This window comes from Microcoleus pseudofavosus SVA1_A4 (assembly GCF_036700565.1).
Classification (GTDB): domain Bacteria; phylum Cyanobacteriota; class Cyanobacteriia; order Cyanobacteriales; family Microcoleaceae; genus Microcoleus.
In genome coordinates this window covers 16,039-40,581 of record NZ_JAUBPE010000003.1, presented here as the reverse complement: position 1 = coordinate 40,581, position 24,543 = coordinate 16,039, and the positions used below count along the sequence as shown (strand labels likewise).

General features: G+C 47.0%; 15 protein-coding genes. 9 read left to right on the top strand and 6 right to left on the bottom strand.

Annotated elements, in window-relative coordinates; genetic code table 11:
* Positions 1–162 precede the first annotated feature (162 nt).
* Together coaE and patX are read left to right on the top strand one after the other, a co-directional pair.
* The gene (gene coaE, locus QUA02_RS02005; RefSeq protein WP_333024888.1) at positions 163–783 is read left to right on the top strand and encodes a dephospho-CoA kinase; all 621 of its coding nucleotides are present in this window, start codon (positions 163–165) and stop codon (positions 781–783) included.
* Positions 784–1,171: 388 nt separating this feature from the next.
* Complete coding sequence (gene patX, locus QUA02_RS02000; RefSeq protein WP_333024887.1) at positions 1,172–1,372, top strand: heterocyst-inhibiting protein PatX; 201 nt, start codon at positions 1,172–1,174, stop codon at positions 1,370–1,372.
* Positions 1,373–1,815: 443 nt separating this feature from the next.
* Here the strand turns inward: patX and QUA02_RS01995 are convergent, their stop codons facing one another.
* Positions 1,816–3,222, bottom strand: a complete 1,407-nt coding sequence (locus tag QUA02_RS01995; protein ID WP_333025099.1) for a TldD/PmbA family protein — start codon at positions 3,220–3,222, stop codon at positions 1,816–1,818.
* A gap of 278 nt (positions 3,223–3,500) precedes the next feature.
* Between QUA02_RS01995 and QUA02_RS01990 the strand changes: the two genes are divergently transcribed.
* On the top strand, positions 3,501–5,120 hold the full coding sequence (locus QUA02_RS01990) for a sensor histidine kinase (RefSeq protein ID WP_333024886.1): 1,620 nt from the start codon (positions 3,501–3,503) through the stop codon (positions 5,118–5,120).
* Positions 5,121–5,305: 185 nt separating this feature from the next.
* Here QUA02_RS01990 and QUA02_RS01985 read toward each other — a convergent pair whose 3' ends face one another.
* The 3 genes from QUA02_RS01985 to QUA02_RS01975 form a co-directional block, all read right to left on the bottom strand.
* A complete protein-coding gene (locus QUA02_RS01985) occupies positions 5,306–10,837 on the bottom strand; it encodes a trifunctional serine/threonine-protein kinase/ATP-binding protein/sensor histidine kinase (RefSeq protein ID WP_333024885.1) in 5,532 nt (1,843 codons plus the stop codon).
* Between the two features lie 169 nt (positions 10,838–11,006).
* Positions 11,007–12,566, bottom strand: a complete 1,560-nt coding sequence (locus tag QUA02_RS01980; RefSeq protein ID WP_333024883.1) for a UDP-N-acetylmuramoyl-L-alanyl-D-glutamate--2,6-diaminopimelate ligase — start codon at positions 12,564–12,566, stop codon at positions 11,007–11,009.
* 330 nt (positions 12,567–12,896) lie between these two features.
* Positions 12,897–13,202 (bottom strand): glutaredoxin family protein, encoded by a 306-nt coding sequence (locus tag QUA02_RS01975; RefSeq protein ID WP_333025098.1) that lies wholly within the window; start codon positions 13,200–13,202, stop codon positions 12,897–12,899.
* A 354-nt stretch (positions 13,203–13,556) separates the two neighbouring features.
* Here QUA02_RS01975 and QUA02_RS01970 point away from each other — a divergent pair, with 354 nt between their 5' ends.
* From QUA02_RS01970 to sbcD, 3 genes are all read left to right on the top strand, one after another.
* Positions 13,557–14,834 carry an ATP-dependent DNA ligase gene (locus tag QUA02_RS01970; RefSeq protein ID WP_333024881.1) on the top strand — a complete coding sequence of 426 codons (1,278 nt, stop codon included), beginning with the start codon at positions 13,557–13,559 and terminating at the stop codon, positions 14,832–14,834.
* Between the two features lie 88 nt (positions 14,835–14,922).
* Positions 14,923–15,498, top strand: a complete 576-nt coding sequence (locus tag QUA02_RS01965; protein WP_333024878.1) for a Uma2 family endonuclease — start codon at positions 14,923–14,925, stop codon at positions 15,496–15,498.
* 109 nt (positions 15,499–15,607) lie between these two features.
* On the top strand, positions 15,608–16,849 hold the full coding sequence (gene sbcD, locus QUA02_RS01960) for an exonuclease subunit SbcD (RefSeq protein ID WP_333024877.1): 1,242 nt from the start codon (positions 15,608–15,610) through the stop codon (positions 16,847–16,849).
* 84 nt (positions 16,850–16,933) lie between these two features.
* Here sbcD and fmt read toward each other — a convergent pair whose 3' ends face one another.
* Entirely contained in the window at positions 16,934–17,932 is a 999-nt protein-coding gene (gene fmt, locus QUA02_RS01955; RefSeq protein WP_333024876.1) for a methionyl-tRNA formyltransferase, read from the bottom strand.
* 37 nt (positions 17,933–17,969) lie between these two features.
* The gene (locus tag QUA02_RS01950) at positions 17,970–18,548 is read right to left on the bottom strand and encodes a Uma2 family endonuclease (RefSeq protein ID WP_333024874.1); all 579 of its coding nucleotides are present in this window, start codon (positions 18,546–18,548) and stop codon (positions 17,970–17,972) included.
* 51 nt (positions 18,549–18,599) lie between these two features.
* On the opposite strand from QUA02_RS01950, the gene QUA02_RS01945 reads away from it, so the two are divergent.
* From QUA02_RS01945 to QUA02_RS01935, 3 genes are all read left to right on the top strand, one after another.
* Complete coding sequence (locus QUA02_RS01945) at positions 18,600–18,920, top strand: hypothetical protein (protein WP_333024872.1); 321 nt, start codon at positions 18,600–18,602, stop codon at positions 18,918–18,920.
* An 810-nt stretch (positions 18,921–19,730) separates the two neighbouring features.
* Complete coding sequence (locus QUA02_RS01940) at positions 19,731–21,212, top strand: ABC transporter substrate-binding protein (protein WP_333024870.1); 1,482 nt, start codon at positions 19,731–19,733, stop codon at positions 21,210–21,212.
* A 693-nt stretch (positions 21,213–21,905) separates the two neighbouring features.
* A complete protein-coding gene (locus tag QUA02_RS01935) occupies positions 21,906–24,419 on the top strand; it encodes an MASE1 domain-containing protein (RefSeq protein WP_333024868.1) in 2,514 nt (837 codons plus the stop codon).
* The last annotated feature ends 124 nt before the right edge of the window (positions 24,420–24,543 follow it).

Sequence of the window (24,543 nt, the reverse complement as noted above, 5' to 3'; positions counted from 1 at the left end):
TTTTAGGTAAAAAAGAGTCGATCGCACCCCAATGCTGACACTTCCTAACGCTAGTTCTCGCTCGCAAATTTCAAATTTTAAGTCTAATTTTGATTGTGTCACCAACATAGCAAAGACTGACAGCAAGTGTCGAAACACAGTTCCGTTTAAACAAAGAAAATTATGAGCGATCGAATTGTGCGTCTGATCGGTTTAACTGGGGGCATCGCCACCGGTAAAACCGCTATATCTAATTATCTGGCAGATGCCTGTGGATTTCCGATTTTAGATGCCGATATTTACGCCCGCGAAGCGGTGCACCCCGGTTCGCCAATACTCGACTCTATTGTAGAACGATACGGAGCCCTTATTTTGCTCCCCGACGGCACTTTAAATCGGTTCGAGTTGGGAAATATTATTTTTTGTAACGCAGCCGAACGGCAGTGGTTGGAACAACAGATTCACCCTTATGTGCGCCGCCGCTTAGTTGAGGCAACTCAAAGCTGGATTGCTGCATCGAGTTTGGACACGCAAAACACATTGACTGTGGTTTTGGTAGTGCCGCTGCTGTTTGAAGCTAACATGACTGACTTGTGTACAGAAATTTGGGTGGTGTACTGTTCGCCCCAAGTGCAGTTAGAACGGCTGATGCAGCGAGACGGCTTGAGTTGCGATCGAGCTCAGGCCCGTATTAACACTCAGTTGCCGCTAGCTCAAAAGTGTCAAAAAGCTGATTTTGTTTTGGATAACTCGTCAACCCTCGACTCGCTGTTTGTGCAGGTAAATGCGATTGTCGAGTCTTAAATAATTCAATGGGACTGTTGGGTTGAGCGAAAACGAAACCCAACCTAAGAGATATTCGCCAATCATAATTTGTTGCAATAGGAACAAATTATGAAGTTAATCTGAAGACTTAAAAAAAATTTACAAATTACGATAATCGTCCCACTTTTTTGAATATTTTTCAGGATTAAAGATGTTTAATCTTACCTGCTACCTGCTGGCGGGTGACTTGAACCTACAAGTTACTGGTTACTCAAATGGGGGGTAAAACCCCTCAGTTAGGAAATATTCCAAAATTGCCGATCGCATCAATTACCGATCGGTCATTTTGCAAAAATCTCAATTTTTTACCCTGATAGCAGGCTACAGGGTGCGTATCAAGAAGTGGAAACTACAAACACCGAACTTTATGATGCGCGTTTACTCTTCTATCCTGATGTCAAGCCTGTTACTGAGCGGCACCGCAGTTAAGGCTCAAAGCTTTGAAACTCGATCGACCTTTTTTGCTCAAGACAACTCTGCTCCAGACATTTTAACCGCTCTAGCCGACACTCAGACCTTTTACGATAACGATAAAGATACGCCGCCAGAACGAGGAAGCGGGAGATAAAGGCGAAAAAACCGATAATTGTCTCTTGGAAATTAGGTAATTACGGGAAAAATCGAAAATTGGGAGAAGAAGAGAAAACTTGAAGATTTCGATTCATTAATTCAGGACTTAGGTACTGCGTACCAAAAAACCTATTTTTTAGCGGTATTTGACGACTCAAAACATAATTTTTGGCTGTTCCGGTTTTTTTGCCAAGTATCCTCAAAATATCATATCAATTCCGGCTGCACCGGAATGATATAGAGGACACGGCAGTGCCGTGTCCCTACAATTGATCGCGGTAGGGAAACGGCACTGCCGTGTCCTCCGTTTATATCATTCCGATGCTAACGGATTTGATATCAGATGCCACAAACAGGCGCGAAATGTTGCACTCAAAAAATAAAGGTAAAGCGCGAGTAGGAATCTTGCGCTTTACCTTTATTTTTTAAACTTTTGAAACTTTAATCTTCTTCCGCAGCTTCGCCACCAACAACGACATCGCGAATCCGCAAACTCGGGCCGCCGCAGCCTACCGGCAAACCGCTTTGTCCTGCCTTGCCGCAGCCGCCGGATTCATCCCAGTAGAAATCGTCGCCGATCGCCTCAATATCGGCTAAAGTGCGGAAAACATTACCCGAAAGAGTAACATCCCGCACCGGATTTTCCAGTTTTCCGTCGCGGATCATCCAAGCTTCCCCAGCACCGAAAGTAAACATTTCGCCGTTAGTCATGCCGCCTTGCCAATTGCGCGCATAAACTCCTTCTTTGATACCAGAAAATAAGTCAGCAACCGGTGTGTCACCCCGTTCGATCCAAGTATTCGTCATGCGGACGATCGGCGGATAGTGATAATTCAAACAGCGAGCGTTACCGGTAGGCGTTTCTCCCAACTTGCCCGCCGTTTCCCGGGAGTGCAGCCGCCCGACTAAAGCGCCGTCTTTAATTAACTGAGTAGTAGTCGCGGGAGTGCCTTCATCGTCGTAGAAATAGCTGCCACGGTGTCCCTCTGGCGCTGCACCGTCGAAAATTTGCAAGTTTTTGGGGCCGAACTGGCGGCCGAGAGTCATTACCTCCATGATGTCGGGATTTTCGTAGGCCATGTCGGCTTCGGAAAGGTGTCCGAAGGCTTCGTGGACGAACAATCCGGTCAGAATCGGGTCGATGACGACGGTGTAGGTGTTGCCTTGGACGGGGGGTAAGGCTAGGGAATCTACGGCGCGCTGGGCGGCGCTGCGAACTTGAACATCGAGATCGGTTAAGTCTTCGTAGGCTTTGCGGGAACCGGTGGTTTCGCGACCGGTTTGTACGGTTTCCCCGCTGCGGGCGGTGGCGGCAAAGCGCATTTCCATGTCTGCCCAACCTTGTTCGAGCATGGTGCCTTCGGAGGTGGCGAGGATGATGCGCTGGGTGCTGTCGCCGTAGCGCACGGAGATGGTGGCGATGCGCGGGTCAATGCTGCGCAGGATGGCTGCGTAGCGATCGCACAATTGCTTTTTCTCAATTAAGGGAACCAGACGGGGGTCTGTTCCTGTCAGCGGCAGCAAGCAAATGTCCTGTACGGGAGCAACTGGTGCCAGAATCGTTTCTTCTTCGCCGATCAGTTTGGCCGCGGCGATGGCTTCTTCGATTCTTTCGGCGAGGGTGGAAAGTCGGTTAAAACTGGCAAAGCCCCAGCCGCCTTTGTGACAAGCTCGGACTTGGCCGCCAATTGAGACTCCTTCGCTGAGGGTTTCAATTTTTTCGCCCCGCAGCAGGATGTCGGTGCCTTCGGCTTCTTCGAGCCGAATTGCCAGATAATCTACTTGGTTGCGGTAGCGTGCCATTAAGTCTGACAGCAGATTTTTCGAGTCGGCGATCGAGGTGGGCATAAGGAAAGCACGGTGTTTAACTGACTTCATTTTGCACTTTTGTCAGGGCGATCGGGCTGGTTCGTCCAAAATATCGCCCCAAGCGCGGAGATTGCGACTTATTGGTACGGTTCTGCCAATGTCGTTGGTTGACAAATATGGATATCCTGTGAGTTAGGAGCAAGACGCAAGAAATTATGCAAGATTTTTTGATCCTGCTGGTGCTTGAATTCTAACTCCTGAACTTTCCTATAAATAAATACTTCATCCTTCATGCCTCCGAAGGTGGGTTTATAACTGTGAATACTTACTTTCTACCAACAATAAGCGAAATTTTAGCCTCCGAAGGCTCAGAAAATGACCTCAGTCCCAGGGACGCGAGGTTAGCAGCAGAAAAGAACCGCCCTAGGTGTCCTGCCAGCCGCGGGGCTTCCCGGCTGAAAGCCCAACAGGAATGGTACGGGGCGATCTCCGCTTTGAATCAAATGCTCGATCGGCAAAAACGAGGACAAACAACAGATTGTTTAGCAGCCAATTGTCGATCGACAATTCCCAATTCTTGTGAGGGATTGGTTTTGTCCGGCCCGTCTTCGGTTTTGACTGACCCCGCTTTAGCTTCTGGCTTTGCCAATTGGATTTTTACCAGTATTCCAGACAACGATGCAGCTTTGTGGTCTTTTCGGGCTCGACAAAGTTTAGCTTTGCTCCCAGCAGCGGCAGATGAGGAAATATCAGTGCCTGCGGCAGCGCCTGCGCTGGCTTTGGCAAGTGGCGATCCCTTGGCGAACGAGCAGTTTTGTTTGGTTTTAACTGCTAGTTTTAGCCTGGTGATGGTTTTGGGTGAAAATTCTGCGGGAATTCCAGCTTTTCTCTTTTCTTTCGACCCGCAAGTAGTCGCCAAAGCTTGGGAAGTTTTGCGGCGCAGGGTGACTGAAAGCGACAGTTTGCTTGCCAATTCTGACGGCTGCCTCAATTTGCCAGTTAGCCAATTAACTAATAATTCTACTAAATTAGACGCGCTGTTCGAGCAGTTTTCGCCTGTTGCTCCACATTATCAAACAGTGATGCAGTTCAGCCAGTTGCTGTTGAACAATTTGCCTGTTGGGAAAGAGGAAGCAGGCAGGGTAAAGGATGAAAGAGCCGATCGCGGTTTTAACCAGAGGCATCAAAAGTTATCGGCTACAGATATCAACTGCAAATCTCCAATTCCTCTCGCTACTAAAGAGGTGGAATTGCTACAGGCGATCGCCCACGAAGTCCGCACTCCTTTGGCAACTATTCGCACGCTGACTCGATTGTTGCTGAAACGTCCTAAACTTGAGCCTGTGGTGGTCAAGCGTTTGGAGATGATCGACGCTGAGTGTACCGCTCAGATCGATCGCTTCGGTTTAATTTTCCGCGCCGTGGAATTGGAAATGTCGCAAGCTAAAAATTCGGGCGTGCAGCTAACAGCAATGTCCCTCGGTGAAGTGCTACTTCATAGCATTCCGCGCTGGCAAAATGCGGCTCGTCAGCGCAACCATACTTTGGAAGTTATTGTGCCGAAAAAGTTGCCTGCGGTAGTCAGCGATCCGACGATGTTGGATCAGGTTTTAACTAATTTGATTGAGAATTTTACTCGAACTTTGCCCTCTGGGAGTCGCATTCAGGTGGAGGTGACTTTGGCCGGCGATCAGTTAAAGTTGCAGTTGGAATCGGAACACCTACCTGAAGGTAATGGCGCATCGACTTTTGCAGCTAAGGCGAATGCTCCTTTGCGCTCGATCGGGCCTTTGTTGATGGTGCAGCCGGAGACGGGAAGTTTGAGTTTAAATTTGAGCGTGACTAAGAATTTATTTCGGGCTGCTGGCGGGAAGTTGGTAATTCGCCAACGGCCTGAAAAGGGTGAGGTGATGACGGTATTTTTGCCGCTGCAATAGTCAGTTGTCAGTTGTTGGTTGTCAGTTGTCAGTTGTTGGTTGTTGGTTGTCGGTTGTCCTATCAATTCCGGTTGCATCGGAATGATTTAACCGCTCTTGACGCAGAGAACGCAGAGGAAGAGAAGAGAAGAGAGAGATCGATAATATCGGTCAACAACGGACAACTAACAACGGACAACTAATCTTTAATCAATTAAAATCTCAATGACAAACTCCGTTCCTTCTCCCGGTGCAGAAATACAACTCAGTTTTCCGCCGTGTTTTTCTTCTACAATTTGACGCGCGATCGCCAGTCCCAACCCAGTTCCTTTGCCCACGTCTTTAGTGGTAAATAGATGGTCAAAAATACGATTTTTCACCTCTTCCGGCATTCCGTTTCCGTTATCGGCGATGGCAATTTTTACCTGTTCACCTTCCACTTTCGTCCGAATAGTAATTTGATTGGGATGGGCTTCAATCTCGGCAAAATTCTTTCCTTGATTGGATTCTTCTAAGGCATCGATCGCATTCGCCAGCAGATTCATAAATACCTGGTTTAATTGTCCCAAATAACATTTTACTTTGGGAATCTTGCCGTACTTTTTAATGATTTGAATTTCAGGATGCTTTTCGTTCGCTTTCAGGCGATGGCGTAAAATCATCAAAGTGCTATCGAGTCCTTCGTGGATATTGGCCTCAACTTTATGGACCGTATCGGCCCGGGAGAAAGTGCGGAGGGAGGTGCTGATGTTTTTGATGCGATCGCACCCTATTTTCATGGAGGTCAACATCTTGGGTAAATCTTCTACTAGATAATCTAAATCTATTTCCTCTGCTTTCTCAATCAATTCTGCTCCCGATTGAGGAAACTTTTCTTGATAGAGATGCAAATAATCAATTAAATCTTGGACTCCAGCATTAGCTTCATTAAGGTTCCCGGCAATAAAACCAACGGGGTTATTGATTTCATGGGCAACCCCTGCCACTAGATTACCTAATGCTGACATCTTTTCACTTTGGATCATTTGGATCTGAGCTTGCTGAAGTTCATTCAAAGTCTGCTGCAATTGGTGATAGAGGCGGGCATTCTCCAGGGCGATCGCCGCTTGACTAGAGAGAAAATTCAGCACTAGGAGGCGATCGGGACTAAACACCCCACTGGTTATCCGATTTTCTAGATACAAAATGCCGACCAAATTCCCCTGATTTAGAATTGGCAAACCCAGCAAACTCTCCGGTGGGTGGTACTCTAAATAATCGTCAATCACAGGCAGATCAGTTTTGGCGCGATCGATGACAACTGCTGCTAGGGTGTTTTTAACATACTGGATTAATTTAACGGGAACGGTGGGATTGTTCTCTAGGGGTTCCGTGTCCAGGCTAATGTGTCCCCACGTAGCGATCGCCCGCACTTCCCATTGTCGATCTTGGCAGAGCATCAGTGCACAGCGATCGGCTCCAGAGTTTTGTAGCATGGTTTGGGTCACAATTTGCAGCAACTCATCCAGGTCGATCGTGCTGGAAATGACTTGGGAGATTTGCAGCAAAGTCGAAAAATCTAGAGCATGGTTGATGGAGGTGTTGGAGGTACTGTGGTGGGTGCTCGAATTAATGGAGTAAGTAGGATTGGTGAGGGTGGATAGGGTTTCTAAAATAGAGAGCGGTTGGGCGGACTGTTGTAAGATAGGGCGCAGCACATCGGGATAACGTTTTTCTAGGTCATCGGTTTTCGCTTTGGCTCCCCAGCGGGCGTAACAATAGTAGGCTTCCTGCATATAGCCTGCGGCGACTTTTTCTTTGCTCCAGTCGAGGTAGAATTTGGCGGCGAGTTCGTTGGCTAAGGCTTCTTCGTTGAGGAATTGGTTTTCTTTAGCGAGTTGAATGGCGCGATCGTAATAGTCGATCGCTTCTAGTTTTTGCCCCAGTACCCGATAACGTTCTGCTTCTACCAACAGAAACTTATGTTGGTAATTCATGGGGGCATAGTGCCCCCATTTCTTCAGCTTTTCCTGATTCGCGTTAATGCACTTGAGAATTTGCTGGCGTTGTGGAGAGGTTGCAGTCGCGTAAATTGCCAGTTGTGCCAGAGAATCGTAAAAGAAGTGCAGCACCGTTGGGAGCGACGAAACACAGTTTTCAAAGTAGGGTTTAGCAGCGTTTGACTTCTCAATTGCTGCGTCATACTGGCCGAACAAATAATTAAGATGCTGCTGACAAACGTAACTAAAAAATAACCCTGTACGATCGTTCGCAGCCACCTGTGCGGGAATATCTTCAGCCACCCGATAGCTTTCGCCGGACAAGCAACTCGGATCGATAGAATCACCCATAAGATTTAAGGTCGCTTGATGGTATATCTGGATGTAAAGAGAGCCGTTTTTTTGGTTGAAAGGAGCGATCGCCGTTATGAAAGAACGAATTGCTGCTTCTGCTTCCGTTAAGTTCTCCCCTGTCCAGTAGCGATTGTAAGAATGAACCAAAGCTGCCCAAGCAGCATATTCTACATCTCCCGTTTCTAAACCGCTCTGGTAAGCTGTTAACAGCGCTGGCATTGTATCTGCGATGCGATCGCGCCAATGGCTGATAAACGTATAAGTCATAAATAGCACTTTCGCTTTCAAATCCGTCGCGTTAAAACGCTCTAGTAATTGCAGAGAAAGTTGTCCAAACTGATAGCCTCCTTCGATATCCACGAGTATGCCGCAGAGGATCAGTCCGTACCAAGCATAGCCAAAAGCTGATAGGGCGGTATTGCCGTGCAGTACAGACAAATTAACCCGCTCAAATACCAGCAGCGGCATCAACTTCGGAGCACAAAGATAGGCAGCAGAAGCAGCACTAGAAAGAATTCGCATCGCTGCCAATTTGTTAGCATCTGTCATGTTTGGCAGATTCACAAGCTGTTCCGGTTTCTTGTTACCGAGAATCAACTTAGTTTTGGCTAAACCCAGCAATACTTGAGGCTGAGTCGGGTTTTTAGGAAGCCGAATCCCAAGCTGCCCGAGCACATCAATTGCTGTGTAAACGCCATCCTGGGGCTGGCCTTGGGCAAGGTAAGCGAGGATTTGAATCTCGTAAGCGCTAACTTTGTCAATCAGTTGGTTTGCTTGTTGCAAAATCGCAGTAATTAGCTGTTCCATCTGTTCAAATTCGCTGCACAAATACGCTGCTTCGGCTGCCAAATTGTGCAGCGCCAGCGTCAGAGTATATTGTTCTTGCCAGCTATCGGCTGGTAAGCTGCTAATACCTGTATTGACAAATATCAATGCCGCGTCAAAGGCTGCGGCAGCTTTTGCGGTTTTCCCAGCCTGCAAGTTGAGCGAGGCTAATTCATAACGTGCTGTTCGTTCGCAAATCAGCCCGCGGGCAAAGTTGAAATGACCGACAATATCAAAAATCCTTTCCTGACGTTGAGTTTCACTACTTTTTTGCAGCAACAGTTGCCCTATTTTCAGGTGAGTGGCTTGTTTTCGATCTTCTGGAATTAGGGAATAAGCCGCTTGTTGAATGCGATCGTGTAGAAATTTGTAGTTAGGTAATTGATCGGCGGTAGTTGGCAATATATCTGTTTTTTGACGAGGTTCTTTTCCTTGATAAAACTTGTAAATTTCACTGGTTGGTAAGATGAATCCTTCTTGCAATGATTTCCACAAATCCGCCGCAGTTTCTTCTGGCGACTTCTCGCTCACTACCGCCAATGTATTCAAATCAAACTGCGATCCAATGCACGCAGCCAACTTCAGCACATCCTGAGTTTCTGGCGGCAACTTCTGCAATTGCAGCGCCATAAACTCCACCACATCCGAAGTGATAGTTAGGGCTTTGACTTTGGCAATATCGCACTGCCACCCCCCTGTTACCCCCCTCTGTCCCCCGTTGGTAAGGGGGGATGAAAGGGGGGTGGAGTTAAATGCAATCAGCCCATCTTCCTGTAGCGATTTGAGAAATTGCGTGGCAAAAAAGGGATTTCCCTTGGTTTTTTGATAAACTAACTCGGTTAATGGCTGAGCCAAAGGGCGATCGCACGAGAGCGTATCTGCGATCAAATCGTTAATATCGGCTTGACTCAGCGGCTGCAAGGTAATAGTATTCACCACTGTTCCTGCTTTTTCCATTTCTGCTACCGCCAACATAAATGGATGAACGGGGGATACTTCGTTATCCCGATATGCCCCAATTACCAGCAAATTCTGACTATCTTTTTCGCTCATCAACACTTGCAAAAGCTTCAGGGATGCTGAATCTGACCACTGCAAATCATCCAAAAATATCACTAAGGGATGTTCTTTTGTAGCAAACACAGAGATGAATTTTTGAAACACTAAATTGAAGCGGTTTTCGGCGGCACTTCCCAAAAGTTCAGAGACAGGCTGTTGTTTGCCAATAATTCGTTCCAGTTCGGGAATTACTTCTACAATAACTTGACCGTTGTCGGCAACAGCATTCTGAATTTTTATTTGCCATTGCTGTAGCTGAACGTCGCTTTCTGAGAGTAATTGCTCCATCAATTCTCGGAAGGCTTGCACAAAAGCACTAAAGGGAATGTTGCGTTGAAATTGGTCGTATTTGCCTTTGATGAAATAACCGCGTTGGCGAACTATGGGTTTGTGAACTTCGTTGACTACAACGGTTTTACCAATGCCGGAAAATCCGGCAACTAGCATCATTTCCCTGCGGGATAAATTCGATTTCTCCCAACCGCCCTTAGTAAGGAGTGAGTCTTCTTTCCCCTCGTTTCTCTCGTTTCCAGGCTCTTCTGGAAAACGAAATTTAGAGGGGTTTGCTACTCGATCGAATGCTGCTAATAATTGGGCAACTTCGGTTTCTCTGCCGTAGAGTTTCTCTGGTATGATGAACCGATCGCACACATCGCGCCGCCCAATGGCAAAACTCTCAATTTTACCTGTCTCATTGAGTTGCTGCAAACAAGTTTCTAAATCGGCTTTTGTCCCTAATGCACTCTGATACCGATTTTCAGCATTTTTAGCCATCAATTTGCTGACAATCTCCGAGATCGCAAGGGGAATTTCGAGATTAATTTCACGTACAGAGGGCGGTTGCTTGGCAATATGACAGTGGATCAATTCCATCGGATCGTTGGATTGAAATGGCAATTTTCCTGTCAGCAATTCATAAAAAGTTACACCTAATGAATAAAAGTCTGTGCGGTAGTCAAGCCCGCGATTCATTCTTCCTGTTTGTTCGGGAGATAAATAGCTGAGTGTTCCTTCGAGCACGTTGGGACTCATCAGGGTTTGAGTTTCCCTTGGCAGCAAAGATGCAATACTAAAATCAATGAGTTTGACTTGTTTAGTCTCTGGATTAATTAGAATATTGGCGGGTTTAATATCTTTGTGAATAATGCGCTGGCGGCTAAGTATATCTAATGTATTGCAGAGGTCGATCGCTATTTGGAAAAATTCAACGAGAGAAGGAACTGTTTTCCCTTTCCCCGTCCATTCCTTCAGGGAAATTCCCCCAAAGTCTTCCACGATCAACGCATAGCCATTCTGGTACGCTTCCAGGCTGTAGGTTTGAATAATTCCGGGCAAATTCAGGTTTTTGGCGATCGTGTATTGATTGCGAAAATGCAAGAGTTCGCTGAAGGTGGGATACTCGTTCCGCAAGACTTTGATGGCGACAGGTTTTTGGTCCGAGAGGCGAGTTCCGCGATAAACTAGGGTGCGAGTGCCTGAGTAAATTCGATCGAGAATTTGATAGCCAGTTAGTTCTATCATAGCAATAATTATTTGGTCCCAAAAATATTTTGTCTTACTATTATAATCTAGTGCAAATCAGATTTTACCCTGGTATCAATACTTAAAAATACAACAAATTTCACAGCCCGCGAACAGCTAACCGTTAACAGTTAACCGAAGTCAGTTAACCGTTAACAGTTAACCGAATTCAGTTAACCGAATTCATTCTGGCTTTCAAGGCATCTCGCGCTTGTTCTCGATCGTCAAAATGGACTTTTTCGGTACCCAAAATTTGATAATCTTCGTGTCCCTTTCCTGCAATCAGCACGCCATCTCCCGGTTTAGCGTCCATAATAGCAGTGCGAATTGCAGCGGCTCGATCGCACATCACGATCGGCTTTACTGCGGCGGGAATTCCTGCTAAAACATCCTCTAAAATGCGATCTGGATTTTCAGTGCGCGGATTGTCGGAAGTAACAACAGTTAAATCGGCTAATTCTGCAACGATTTTACCCATAATCGGGCGTTTCGTGCGATCGCGATCGCCGCCGCAGCCAAACACGCAAATCATCTGACCGGGAATAAACGGCCGCGACGCTTTCAGCAAGTTCTCCAAACTGTCGGGAGTGTGCGCGTAATCGACAATAACGCTAATATCTTGTTCCGGGCTAATTTGCACCCGTTCCATCCGTCCCGGAACTCCCGAAAACTGAGATAATTTCTCCACAATTGCGGACAAATCTAAACCCAATTCTAAAACAGCACCGACAGCAGCCAACATATTTGATAAATTGAACTGACCGACTAAAGGCAAAACAAAAGCAGTTTCGCCCTTGGGAGTGTGCAGAATTCCCTTAACTCCATTCGGCTGATACTGCAAATCTGAAGCATACAAATCTGCCGTTTTGTCGCTAGTGCTATAACTCCAAACTTTTTCAGATTTAACGGTTTCAACTATCCGCTTTCCGTAGGGGTCGTCAATATTAATTACAGCGCGATTTTTGAGATAATTTTGACTGAACAAAAGCGATTTAGCCTCAAAATAATCTTCCATATCGCGGTGATAATCGAGATGGTCTTGAGTCAAGTTGGTAAACACAGCAACTTCAAAACTACAGCCCAAAACTCGCTGCTGCGCAAGGGCGTGGGAACTGACTTCCATCACGCCGTGTTTGCATCCGGCTGATACAGCTTCTGCTAATTGTTTTTGCAGGTCTACTGCAAAAGGTGTAGTGTAAAGTGCAGTTTGTTGGAAGCCCGGCCAGCGAGTGTAAAGCGTGCCAAAAATCGCCGTCGGCAACTGCATTTCATTGAGCAAAAATTCGATTAAATGAGTTGTTGTAGTTTTGCCGTTAGTCCCGGTAACGCCGACAAGTTTTAATTTGCTAGCTGGATTGCCGTAAAATGCGGTTGCTATTTGACCGCAAACTTGAGCCATATCGGCTGCTGCGATGACGCAGGGAATCTCTTCTAGCCCCTTGCTAAGGGGGGAAGGAACCTCTTCTAGCCCCCCCTTGCTAAGGGGGGGTTGGGGGGGTGTCTTCTCGGCTGCTTGGGTGGAAATTATGGCGGCAACTGCACCAGATTCGATCGCACTTTGCCAAAAATCTCCGCCATCTACCCGAGTTCCCGGCATTCCCAAAAATAAATCTCCCGCCTGACAAGCGTGGGAATTAGTGGATAAACCCTTGACTTCGGCATCGAGGGCAGGATGTTTGGCGTCAAAGGAAATGCTGGGAACTGCTGCTAATAATTCTCTCAATTTCATCTGAAAAACTCCTTACTTGGATGTCTTGAATATGACTTGCGCAACACATTTTTTGAGCCGCTATCTACAGGCTTTTGCTTTGGGCGGTGCAAACCCTACGGTTTTCTCTATGCGCGGTGTAAAATCTTTCGGCCTAGAGTAAGCTGCATACCGAGCACCCCGGGGCCAGGATTAAAACCTGAGTTTTTGCGTAAATCTCACATCTTGCACCATTCTCAATTACTTGTTTAGGAACAGGCTTTCCGGCCTGTTCCACAAGAAAACTCATTGTTTGTGGAACGGGCCGAAGAGCCCGTTCTTGACAATGGTGCAACATCTGAGTAAATCGTATTATTGTGATGGATCTATTTGCAAATATTTCTGTAACATTTGTTCTAATTGGGCGACACTACAGCGGGGAGAAGGACGGGGTAACAGTTGTTCAGGGGATAATGCAGCCTCGACAGCAGAATTCCTTGCCTGGGGCTGCACTTTAAACAAAACTGGAACTTCGTACTGATAAGCTTGAAACCAGTCATCGCGTTCGGTAATATCTCTGACTTCGAGTTGAAACTTGAGGCTTTCAATCTGTTCGAGTTTTTCTTGCAACCCTTCGCACAAGTGACATCCGGGTTTGCTGTACAAAATCAATCGCATCATAACAGTAAAATTAAACTCGATCTTAAATTCTTAAACGTCCGATCGCAAGTTGGCTAACCCAACGCGAGTAAGACGCAACTCACGGCTTTATTGGTCGCAATGCGCGATATAGGTTATATTAGCATTGGCGGCGAACCGATTACTGCAATTTGCCATCTAAATGCAACTACGAGCCGATCGCTCTCTTTCTTCTCTTCCTCTGTGCCCTCTGCGCCTCTGCGGTTAAAAAATAAATCTAGTTCACAAATGAAAGAGTTAAATTTATTCACACCACCTAATTGTAAATTTTAACTTGACTAATAAATCAAGCTTTAGTATAGTATATAAGTAGCCCTACAAAAAGGAGGCAGCATGGACTGCACCGAATACGCAGAAGCAAAGCGAAAAGCAGCTAAGAAAATTAGCGCCGACATTCGAGAACGCTGGAACAATCGCATCGTCACGCGAGGATTGCACTTGATGGGTGAAGCGGGGGCCGTGCAGTATTTGGCTGATTACGGGCGCGGCATCGGTACGGCAAAAGTTATTGGTTTTGCAATGTGTGCGGAGTCGGAAGGATACCCGGAAATGGCGATCGGCTTTTGGAAAAGAGCGTTTGAATTGGAAACCGGAGAAAAGCCGATCGCCCTGAATCCTCCAAACAACTCTAGCACCAATCTTGCTCCTGCTACAAAATCAACGATCGCTGCCAAAATAGAGACTGTCAACAATCCAACAGTTCCCGAATTGCCACCGCACTTGCAGCCGGGAAAAATTGTCACGATGCAGCCGGTTGATGCGCCGAGTGAACGTTCTTATTACATCGAAAATCCCGATTATTGGGGACAGCCAAAACGCGACGGCAATCGAGTGGTTGTCATTGCGACGCCAGAGCGAGTATACTACCAATCGCGATCGACTAACCTGCGGCAACAAGCATCAATTGAGATCGATCGCACATTAATCGACACAGCCGCTAAAATTGGCACCTTTGTTTTAGACGGCGAACTGTATTACAAAAGCTGTACCGGCAGCGAACACCGCACCGGCGCGCAAGCTGCTACAGTTAATATTGAAAGAGGCTTTCCCACAATCCAGCCCAGCGCAATTTATGCCATTTTTAAAAGTTTGTTTTTCAAAGGCAATGACTTAACTACCGTGGCAGAATCCGCACGAATTGCAGCGGGAGTTGAAGTTGGCGAAATGCTGGCGAATTTATCCCCAGCCTTTGAAATTGTACCGACATTTCGCACCGCAGCCGAAAAACTCGTGCTGGCAAATCAGCAAAAATCTGAAAATAGAGAAGGCGAAGTTTGGGTTTTGCATAACTGTCGGTATGTCGGCGGCAAAGATGTTAAGAAATTTTCGATGGTGAGGACTAAATACTGTCTGGAACACGATTTGTTTGTTGTCGGGTTGACGCCGACAAAAGTTGCGGGGCGGCCGTTTAGCGCGATTAAAGTTGCTCAAGAAATCGATGGCAAATTAGTACCGATAGGAACGGTGGGAACCGGGTTTAGCGGTGAGGAAATGCAGGAAATAGCCCGACGCTACGAGGCTAACCCTAAAAACGTCAAAATCAAAGTGCGATCGCAGGGTTTGACGGAAAGCGGCAAACTGTGGCACGCACGATTTCTGGAATTTTGTTAAATTTGTAGGGAAACGGCACTGCCGTTTCCAACCCTGGTATGCGATTATTAACCAATAGTGTCAAATAAAAATATCGGAGGAAACATCAATGTTTGTTAGCAAAAATAATTTCTACATCTCCCCAGAAGAGTACCTAGAAGGCGAACGAGTAAGCCCCATCAAACACGAATACAGACGCGGACACGTTTATGCAATGACGGGGGCAAAAAACCCTCATATTGTTATTTCTAGTAATCTAGTTCGCCTGTTGGGAAATCATCTTCTGAATACGCCATGCTTAGTTCTTACCTGTGATATCAAAGTTCGACTGGAAGAGGCAAATTGCTATTACTACCCTGACGTAGCGGTGACTTGCGACGAAAGAGATACAAGTTCAATGGAAGACTTCATTCTCTATCCATCTCTAATTATTGAGGTGCTATCTCCCTCAACTGCATCTTTTGACAGGGGCGATAAATTTGTAGATTACCAAACTTCTCCGAGTTTGCAAGAATACGTACTCATCACTCAATCTGAGATGAAAATTGAGTGTTTTCGGCTGAATGAGTCAGGAAATTGGGTTTCTCAGACTTACGGACAAGGAGATAGAGTAGAATTGGTTAGTGCGAATTTTAGTTGTGCAATTAGCGAAATCTATGAAAAAGTCCCCGGCATCATATTGTGATGTATGAAAAAAAACTTTCTTGGGTTCGCACTCAGGAATGCAAGTCCTTCTTCTGAGGAATTCAGTCCTCACTACGAACCGAAACGATAGCTAACAAATACAAAAAACAATGATTAAAATTCTTCACCTTTCAGACATTCACATGGGAAGCGGCTTTTCCCACGGGCGCGTCAACCCAGAAACTGGTTTAAATACGCGGCTGGAAGACTTCGCGGCGACGCTGAGCAAATGTATGGACAGAGCGATTTCTGAACCAGTAGATTTAGTCATATTCGGCGGCGATGCTTTCCCGGATTCTACGCCTCCACCGTTTGTAAAAGAGGCTTTTGCTCGCCAATTCAGCCGCTTGGTTGACGCGGAAATTCCGACGGTTTTGCTAATAGGAAATCACGACCAACATTCCCAGGGACAAGGCGGCGCGAGTTTGGGAATTTATCGGACTTTGGGTATACCTAAGTTTATTGTAGGCGATCGCCTGGAAACTCACCTGATTCAAACCCGCAGCGGCCCGGTACAGGTGGTAACATTGCCTTGGTTGACTCGATCGACTTTAATGACGCGTGCCGAGACTGAAAACCTTTCTGTGGGCGATGTTAACCAATTATTAACCGAAAAACTGACGATCGCAATGGAAGGCGAAATTCGCCGCCTAAACCCCGAAATACCAACCGTACTTTTAGCACATTTAATGGCAGATAAAGCAAGTTTGGGTGCAGAGCGTTTCTTAGCAGTTGGCAAAGGTTTTAACATTCCCGTTTCCATGCTAACTCGCCCTTGTTTTGATTACGTTGCTCTCGGCCACGTTCACAAACACCAAAATCTAAATTTATCCAACAATCCGCCCGTAATTTATCCCGGAAGTATCGAAAGAGTTGATTTTAGCGAAGAGAAAGAAGATAAAGGTTTTGTGTTAGTTAATTTGGAACGGGGGAAAGCTGAGTGGGAATTTTGCACTTTGCCCGTGCGAGTGTTTCAGACTATTAAAGTGAACGTTGCCGAATCAGAAAATCCGCAAGCTGAGCTGGTGAAAGCTATTAAGAAGAAGGAGCTCGCAGACGCGGTTGTGAGATTGATCTACCAATTGCGATCGGAACAATTAGACTTAATTGATAACGCAGAATTGCACGCACTTCTGGGCGAAGCGCACAGCTACACAATTCAACCGGAATTAGTCAGTCAGCTAGCAAGGCCGCGGTTGCCAGAATTGAATGCTAATAATAGTATAGAACCGTTAGACGCTTTGAAAACTTATCTGGCAAGTCGCGAAGATTTGAAAGATGTTGCTGAGAGTATGTTAGAGGCGGCGCAGGGTTTGTTGGGCGGCGCAGAGGAAGTTTTGGTAGAATTTTAGGTCAATTGTCGCGCATCTAATTACAGGAGGATTTTGCTTCCAAATATTGTATGGTGGGCATCCTGCCCGCCCTAAATATACAACTTAACCCCCAAAAACTTCCCCTACAACCAACCGAGTTCCGTTCGCAAAATCTACCCCAGACTGCACTTTTTTCCCCGCTAACTGCACTTCCCGCAATAATAACAAACCATCGCCAGTTTGGACGATCGCACCCAAGCCCTTCACAACCTTAACAACAGCCCCATTCTCCCCAGATAACCGATCCAAAACAGGCCATGCGCGTTCTAAAACCTTCAACTCAGACGGCATTTGCAGCCAATATTCCGGCCCCACGGGCACAGTAGCCATCACCTTCAAAGAATTACCGCGAAAACTGGTGGTACAATCCGGGAAAAAGCCCCTAACTTGATTGTGAAGCGCGATCGCACTTTTCGACCAATCCAACACAAAATCAGCACCCTTAATCATCGGCGCGTAAGTCGCCTCAGCATCATCTTGAGCAACCGCTTCAATTTTCCCATCCCTCAATTTCACCAAAGTTTCCACCAACAAATCTGCCCCAATTTCTGACAGCCTATCCCCCAAAGAATCAGCATTATCCAACAGCGAAATACCAGCAAAAGCCTTCAACAGCATCGCCCCAGTATCCATCCCCGCATCCATCAGCATCGTCGTAATTCCGGTTTCCTTTTCTCCCTCATAAATACACCGCTGAATCGGCGCCGCACCGCGATACTTCGGCAAAATTGAACCGTGAACGTTAACGCAAGCCAAACTAGGAATATCCAGAATTTCTTGAGAAAGAATTTGACCGTAAGCCACCACCACAAAAACATCAGCTTCCGCTTCCCGCAGTTTGGCAATTGTTTCGGCATCCTTCTTAATACGCTGCGGCTGCAAAACCGGGAGACTGTGATTTAAAGCCGCCATTTTGACAGGTGAAGGCATCAATTGATTGCCTCTTCCCCGGCGTTTATCTGGCTGAGTCACCACAGCCACCACCTCGAACTCTGGATGACTTAGCAAACTGGATAAAGTAGGAACAGCAAATTCGGGAGTGCCAAAAAAGACAATTTTCATAAATTTTTAGTGAGTTTTTAGAATAATAACAACAAAACTACGCCATTAATTCATCCACCGCCACGGTAAATCCTGGCAAAACAACCTGAGTTATCGCCACCTCACCAGGCTTAAATAAAACCACCTGACTTTGAGTAATTACTAACACCCAACTACTCTTAGGAAACAGCAGCCAAACTTCCAAACATCCCGATTCTAAATACTCCTGTGCCTTAGCAAAAACATCATCTGCAAAATCGCTAGGCGAAACAATCTCAGCTAGCAGCGGAAAACTCTGCGCCAAAACTGAAAACTCTCCAACTTGCGCCAACAGTTCAGGACTAATATAAGATACATCGGGTATTCGCCCTGTTTTCAGAGTTTGACAAGTGACTTCCACATAAACCTCGCCCCCTTGCCCGCTTGAGATCATGTAACTTCTCCAGTAATAATCTAGCTTTGATTGAATGCGGCGAGTCCTTGCAGTCATTCCCGGTTTCCCTACTACTTCTCCATTGACAAATTCTACAGGATGTTTGACTATAACTTTACCGTCCGCCCACTCCGTCCCGTCAGGAGGATTTTGCATCCATTCTTCCAAAGTTAAATCTAACTGTTCTACACTAGGAATTATCATCTGATTTACCTGGTTTACTGCTAATCTCAATCTTATCATATCTCCCGGAACATGGAAAACCCGTCGAATCTCCTGCTTAAACTCAGCCGCAGCTTATTTGCCGACACCGCCGAACAAGAAAAGTTTATTCATGCCGTCACCAATCCGCAACCTTTTAATCCCGCCATCTTGTGGCTGCAACCAAAACCAACAGAAAACCCCTTTTATGTCGAAAATCCGGTTTTTTGGCAACCGGAATTTGTAGATAGACTAGGATTGGAATCTAAGCCAGGAAAACATTCCTTACATCAAGCAGGACATTACTACTGTCTCGACTTTTCCTCAATCTTCGCAGCCTCCACTTTATTAACAATACCGCAGCCATCAAACTAATCTTAGATATGTGCGCCACCCCTGAAGGCGAAAGTGTATTTGCATGGAAAACATTAAACCCATAATTGCTCTTATGCAACGAAGTCACAGGCAAGCGCATGGGAATGCTAATTTCCAACTTAAAACGCTGCCAAATTAAACCATGCGCTGCCGCGAACCTCGATTCAAAAATACTCGCAGAAAAGATACCGCAAACTGCTAATTTATACCAATTCTCGCCTCCAGAAAGCAACAATGATGAGTGTGGGTTTGTTTGCGCTCACCCGCTCGTGTAAGGTGCGTTGCTCAAAGATTGTGGATATTCTTTAAGATTTTTGAGGGCGACGCACCCTACAGCTACTGTTGCATGAGTTTTGAGAATTAGTATTAGTAATAGCAGACTCCCCTTGTACGGTTCAATGATTCTTAGCCAAAGGAGACAAAGCACCTGGATGCTTCGATCGTGTTACCATCAAAAGCAATGCCAACCGCCAAAAAAAGAATCTTAGCTAATTCTGCTAAAATTGTCGCGCCGCAAGGTTATCTTGCTTACATGACCTGCGCCTATTAAACCGCAGAAAATGAACAAGTCAGCGAAGGGATTTTAAGCAAATTCCCCAAAGTTTCGACTGTTAGAGTTCCTTATTTAGAAAAATATCGATCGCACTTGACAGAAATTCCTTGCTCTCGGATGTGGCTACCAGATAAACTAGGAGCAGGAGCTTGCACAGTTTTGTTCCCAAAATACCTCGGAAGGAGAGACAAATCAGCTACCAGCAGATTTTCTAAATTTAGCTCGTTTCACCCTGTAATTATCCGCGTTGCTTGAAAATGATGTTATCTAAATTAGCCACAGCAATTCCGCAACAGCTACACAATGCGATCGTAGCAGTTTTCCCTTCTCTGAAATACAGTAGGGACACGGCAGTGCCGTCTCCCTACCCGATGAAATACAGTAGGGACACGGCAGTGCCGTCTCCCTACCCGATATCTGTACTTCACTATAGACTGCAAGCCAAACGTACAGCCTGCATTTTCCTAATTTTAAGCTTGCTAATATTAAGCGGCTGTCAAAACAGCACAGCACCCGCATCCAAAAACGGCGAACCAATAAAAATCACCCTGTGGCACGGCATCAATCCCCCGCCCAATCGCGACGTATTTAAAACCCTCACTGACAAATTCAATAAAACACATCCCAAAATCCAAGTAGAACAAATTTACATCGGTCAGCCAGACCAACAATTGCCAAAAATACTAACAGCAATAGTAGGAAATGCGCCGCCCGATTTGCTGTGGAATGTTCCCACAATTACCGGAAAACTCGCAGAACTCAACGCAATTCAACCCTTAGAAAAGTGGCTCGATAAATCGCCCCGGAAAGCCGAAATAGACCCGTCACTCTTCGAGTCAATGGAACTGGATGGACACACTTGGTCAATTCCCCTAGCGACAAACAACGCCGCCATATTTTACCGTCCCAGCTTATTTAAAGCCGCAGGAATCAAAGAAGTGCCACAGAATTGGGCGCAATTAAAGCAAGCAGCCCGATCGCTCACGCGAGACACCAACAGAGACGGCCGCACAGACCAACACGGCATAGTGCTCCCCCTAGGCAAAGGAGAATGGACAGTATTTACCTGGCTGCCATTCATGTTCAGCGCAGGCGGCGAACTCAAAGCCGAAACACCTCAAACTCCGGTACCCCAAATAGACAATCCCGGTTCTCGCGCCGCCTTAGAATTGTGGAGCGACTTGTTAAAAGAAGGTTCAGCAATACTGTCAGCACCCGAACGCGGTTACGAACTCGAAAACTTCATCGCCGGCAAAGTCGCCATGCAAATCACCGGGCCGTGGACGCTAGCACAATTGCAGCAAAGCCCGATCGACTACGCAGTGATGCCGATACCCGCCCGATCGCGCCCCGCAGCCGTCGTTGGGGGTGAAAACCTATTTTTAATGAAAACCTCCCCAGAACGAGAGCGAGCAGCCCTAGTATTCTTAGAATACGTTCTAGGTGAAGAATTCCAAACAGCATGGGCATTGGGAACAGGTTACTTGCCAATTAACTTAAAATCGAGACAGAGCCAAACTTATCAAAGCTTTGTGGAAAAAAACCCTGTTTTGCGAGTATTTTTAGAACAAATGAACTCGGCCCGATCGCGCCCCATTATCTCAGGTTACTCCCGCCTGTCAGAAAACCTCGGCCGCGCCATAGAAGCAACCCTTCTCGGCCGCAACCCCCAAGACGCCCTTAAAGAAGCTCAAGAGCGTTTGACACTAACCTTAGATGCAACAGCAAAAGGGAAATAGAGAAGGGAAAATCACAAATTTTTGCTGAAAATTCTCCGTTTTCACGCTTATTCGATCGCCCGACTTGAAACTTCGATTAATTGGTTAAAAATCCCGTTAAAATCGCTCCCGCCTGCACATCTAGTCATCATCTTGGTTTCTTGCCTCTGGCTTACCTGAAAGCTGAGATTTGGCGTCCCTGTTATCGGTTTTTTAGGTATTATTGAAAAATGTTCAAGATGTGAAGTTAAACTGATATATTGTACCATTTTCAACAGGCTTTTTACAGGCGGTATCTCCTGCCCACCACACAAGAAAATTTACTCTTTGTGGAACAGGCCGTCGGATCTCTTAAGCGAGAATGGTGCAATATCTTAGGTTAAATCGAGTTGCTACCCCCCGACGCGAAAAGACACTCGCTGTCGCTCGGTAATAAATCTTTAACAAAAACCCAAAATTAACAGACCGAATGCTTAGCCATGACAGATATATTGGCAAAAAAGGGATGCTCCCGAAATTCATGCACAGATGCGATCGCACAGCAAAAAAAAACCGAACCCTCAACACTGTCACAAAAAATTAGCTCAAAAGGTTCTCCCCCTATCTACCACTCATGACCTACCATCACTTCATAGAAACATTTTTCCTACCCTGTGCCTGTCGGGTGCCGCCTACTGAGACCCCAAGAACCGTCCACCTTTTCCCCAAACGACAATGCAGACAAAGTTCCTTAACGCAATCAAAGGACATTCCTGGCGGTACTTCCTCGCAGTAGGCGCGATCGCCCCGATCTACTATTTGGCGTCGCAATTCGCAATTTCCACCCTCACCCTCAGTTCAGAAATTTACCCCATGTGGCCGGCAGCAGGAATTGCCCAAGTCGCCCTGCTGTTGTTTGGGCGGCAACTGTGGCCGGGAATCGCGATCGGAGGCTTCCTGTTCAGCATGAGCGTACCGTCGGCCAACATCGGCACAGCCTTGATCTCGGCGAGCGCCAGAACCCTGCAAGCGTGGACGGGAACTTATCTGCTGCAAAACATTAACTTTAGCGCCGGGCTCGATCGGCTCAAAGACGTTTTAGGAATAGTCGTGCTAGCAGCATTAGGCTCTACCCTGATCAATTCCAGCATCGGCAGCATCCTCGTGTGCCTGACCGGTTTATCTAGCTGGAGCAATTTTGGCACGATTTGGGGGACTTGGTGGGTAGGAGACGCTATGGGAATTTTGCTCGTCGCCCCGCTACTGCTGACGTGGCGCAAATTGCCCAAAGTTCCTACCCGTCCCAAACAGATTGCGGAACGAGCGATTTGGCTGCTGCTGCTGCTAGCAGTCGGCTGGCTCGTCTTCTGCTCGCGCACCCGCGCCGCCTACGCCCGCTATCCCCTCGAATACTTACCATTTCCCCTAGTAGTTTGGGCTGCCTTTCGATTCGGCCAGCGCTACACGGCCCTCTCCAACTTCATCCTCTGCGGCTTCGCCATCTGGGGCATAGCCCGAGGCAGCGGCCCCTTTCTCAAACACGCCAGCAGCATCCCCCAAGCACTGTTATCCCTCCAAGCCTTCATCGCCGTCATCGCCGTCACCGGCTTAGTCTTAGCCGCCACCGTCGCCGAACGCCACCAAGCAGAAGCCTCCCTGCGCGCCAGCGAAGCCAGCCTCGCCAACGCCCAACGCATCGCCCAACTAGGCAACTGGGACTTAGACCGCAACACCCAGCAATTGCGGTGGTCAGAGGAAATTTATCGCATCCTGGGAGAGCGGCCGGGAACTTTTGAACCCACCCTCGAAGCCTTCTTGGAATACGTACACCCCGAAGACAGAGAATTAGTCAAAACCTCGATCGAAGCCGCTTTATTTCAGCAACAGCCTTACAGCATCGACTACAGGCTCGTACTCCCCGACGGCAGCCACCGCACAGTCTACGAACAAGCCGCCGTCAACTCGCTCTACATCACCAGCACCGTCCAAGACATCACAGACAGAAAGCAAGCCGAAGCCGCCCTGCGTTCTTCAGAAGAAAGATTTTCCAAGGCCTTTCACGCCTCCCCAGTCGGCATCAGCATCTGCACCCTCACAGACGGACGCTTCCTCGATGCCAACGAAAGCTTTTTGCGCTCATTAGGCTGGCTGCGGCACGAATTTATCGGCCGCACCGCCCGCGACTTACAAATGTGGATTAATTCAGAAGACGGGCGGCGGCTCGCCCAGATGTTACAGGAACAAAATTCGATCGGCAACCAAGAAATCAAAATTCGCACCAAAGCCGGCGAAGTGCGCGACTGGCTGCTGTCAGGGGAACTCATCGACCTCGGCAGCACTCAGTGCGTTTTAATCATGACCACCGACATCACCGAACGCTTGCGTTCCGAAGAATTCCGCCGGGCCGCATTAGCCGCCGAAGCTGCAAATAGATCCAAAAGCATTTTTCTCGCCAACATGAGTCACGAACTCAGAACCCCCCTCAACGCCATCATCGGCTACAGCGAGATCCTGCAAGAAGACGCCCGAGACCTCGGTGCCGAAGAGTTCATAGACGACCTCCAGAAAATTAACACCGCCGGCAAGCACCTACTAGACCTGATTAAAGATATTCTCGACTTGACCAAAATTGAAGCAGGCCACACCGACTTGCACGTCGAAACCTTCACCATTTTAAATTTGGTTGAGCAAGTAGTCGCCACGATCGCGCCGATGGCACACAAAAATAGCAATATCCTAGAAATACAATGCCCCGAGGATATTGGCTCGATGCAGACCGACTTGACTAAACTCCGGCAGTCCCTGCTCAACCTCCTGAGCAATGCCTCGAAGTTTACTTCCTCCGGCGCGATTGCGTTCGCCGTTACCCGCTCCGTCGAAACCCCCGCCGAGGCGGCATCGAGAGGCAAAAGACTTGGAGCGCATACAGGAGGTGGCAAAGCTGAAAATAGCTTGTCTCTCTTATCTTCCGCTCAAGATTGGATAGTTTTTACAGTCAAAGATACCGGCATTGGCATGAGTCCCGAACAGTTAGCCCGAATCTTCGAGCCTTTCACGCAAGCCGATTCCTCAACTACTAAGAAGTACGGCGGCACTGGTTTGGGGCTGACGATTACTAAGAAATTCTGCGAAATGATGGGCGGAGACATTACTGCATTCAGCGAGTTGGATAAAGGTTCTACTTTTACAATTCGGCTGCCAGCTATTTTCACCGACCTTTCGATCTCAACCGAAAAGTCTGATAAATAGCTATTTTTTACAGTTGTTATTGTCGTCGGAAACTGCCAAATTTATTAGCCTCCGCAATTTGCTGATTCTTTTGCTAACCGATATGGAGATTTTTAACCTCTAACAAAAGGAAGTTCGGCAACGA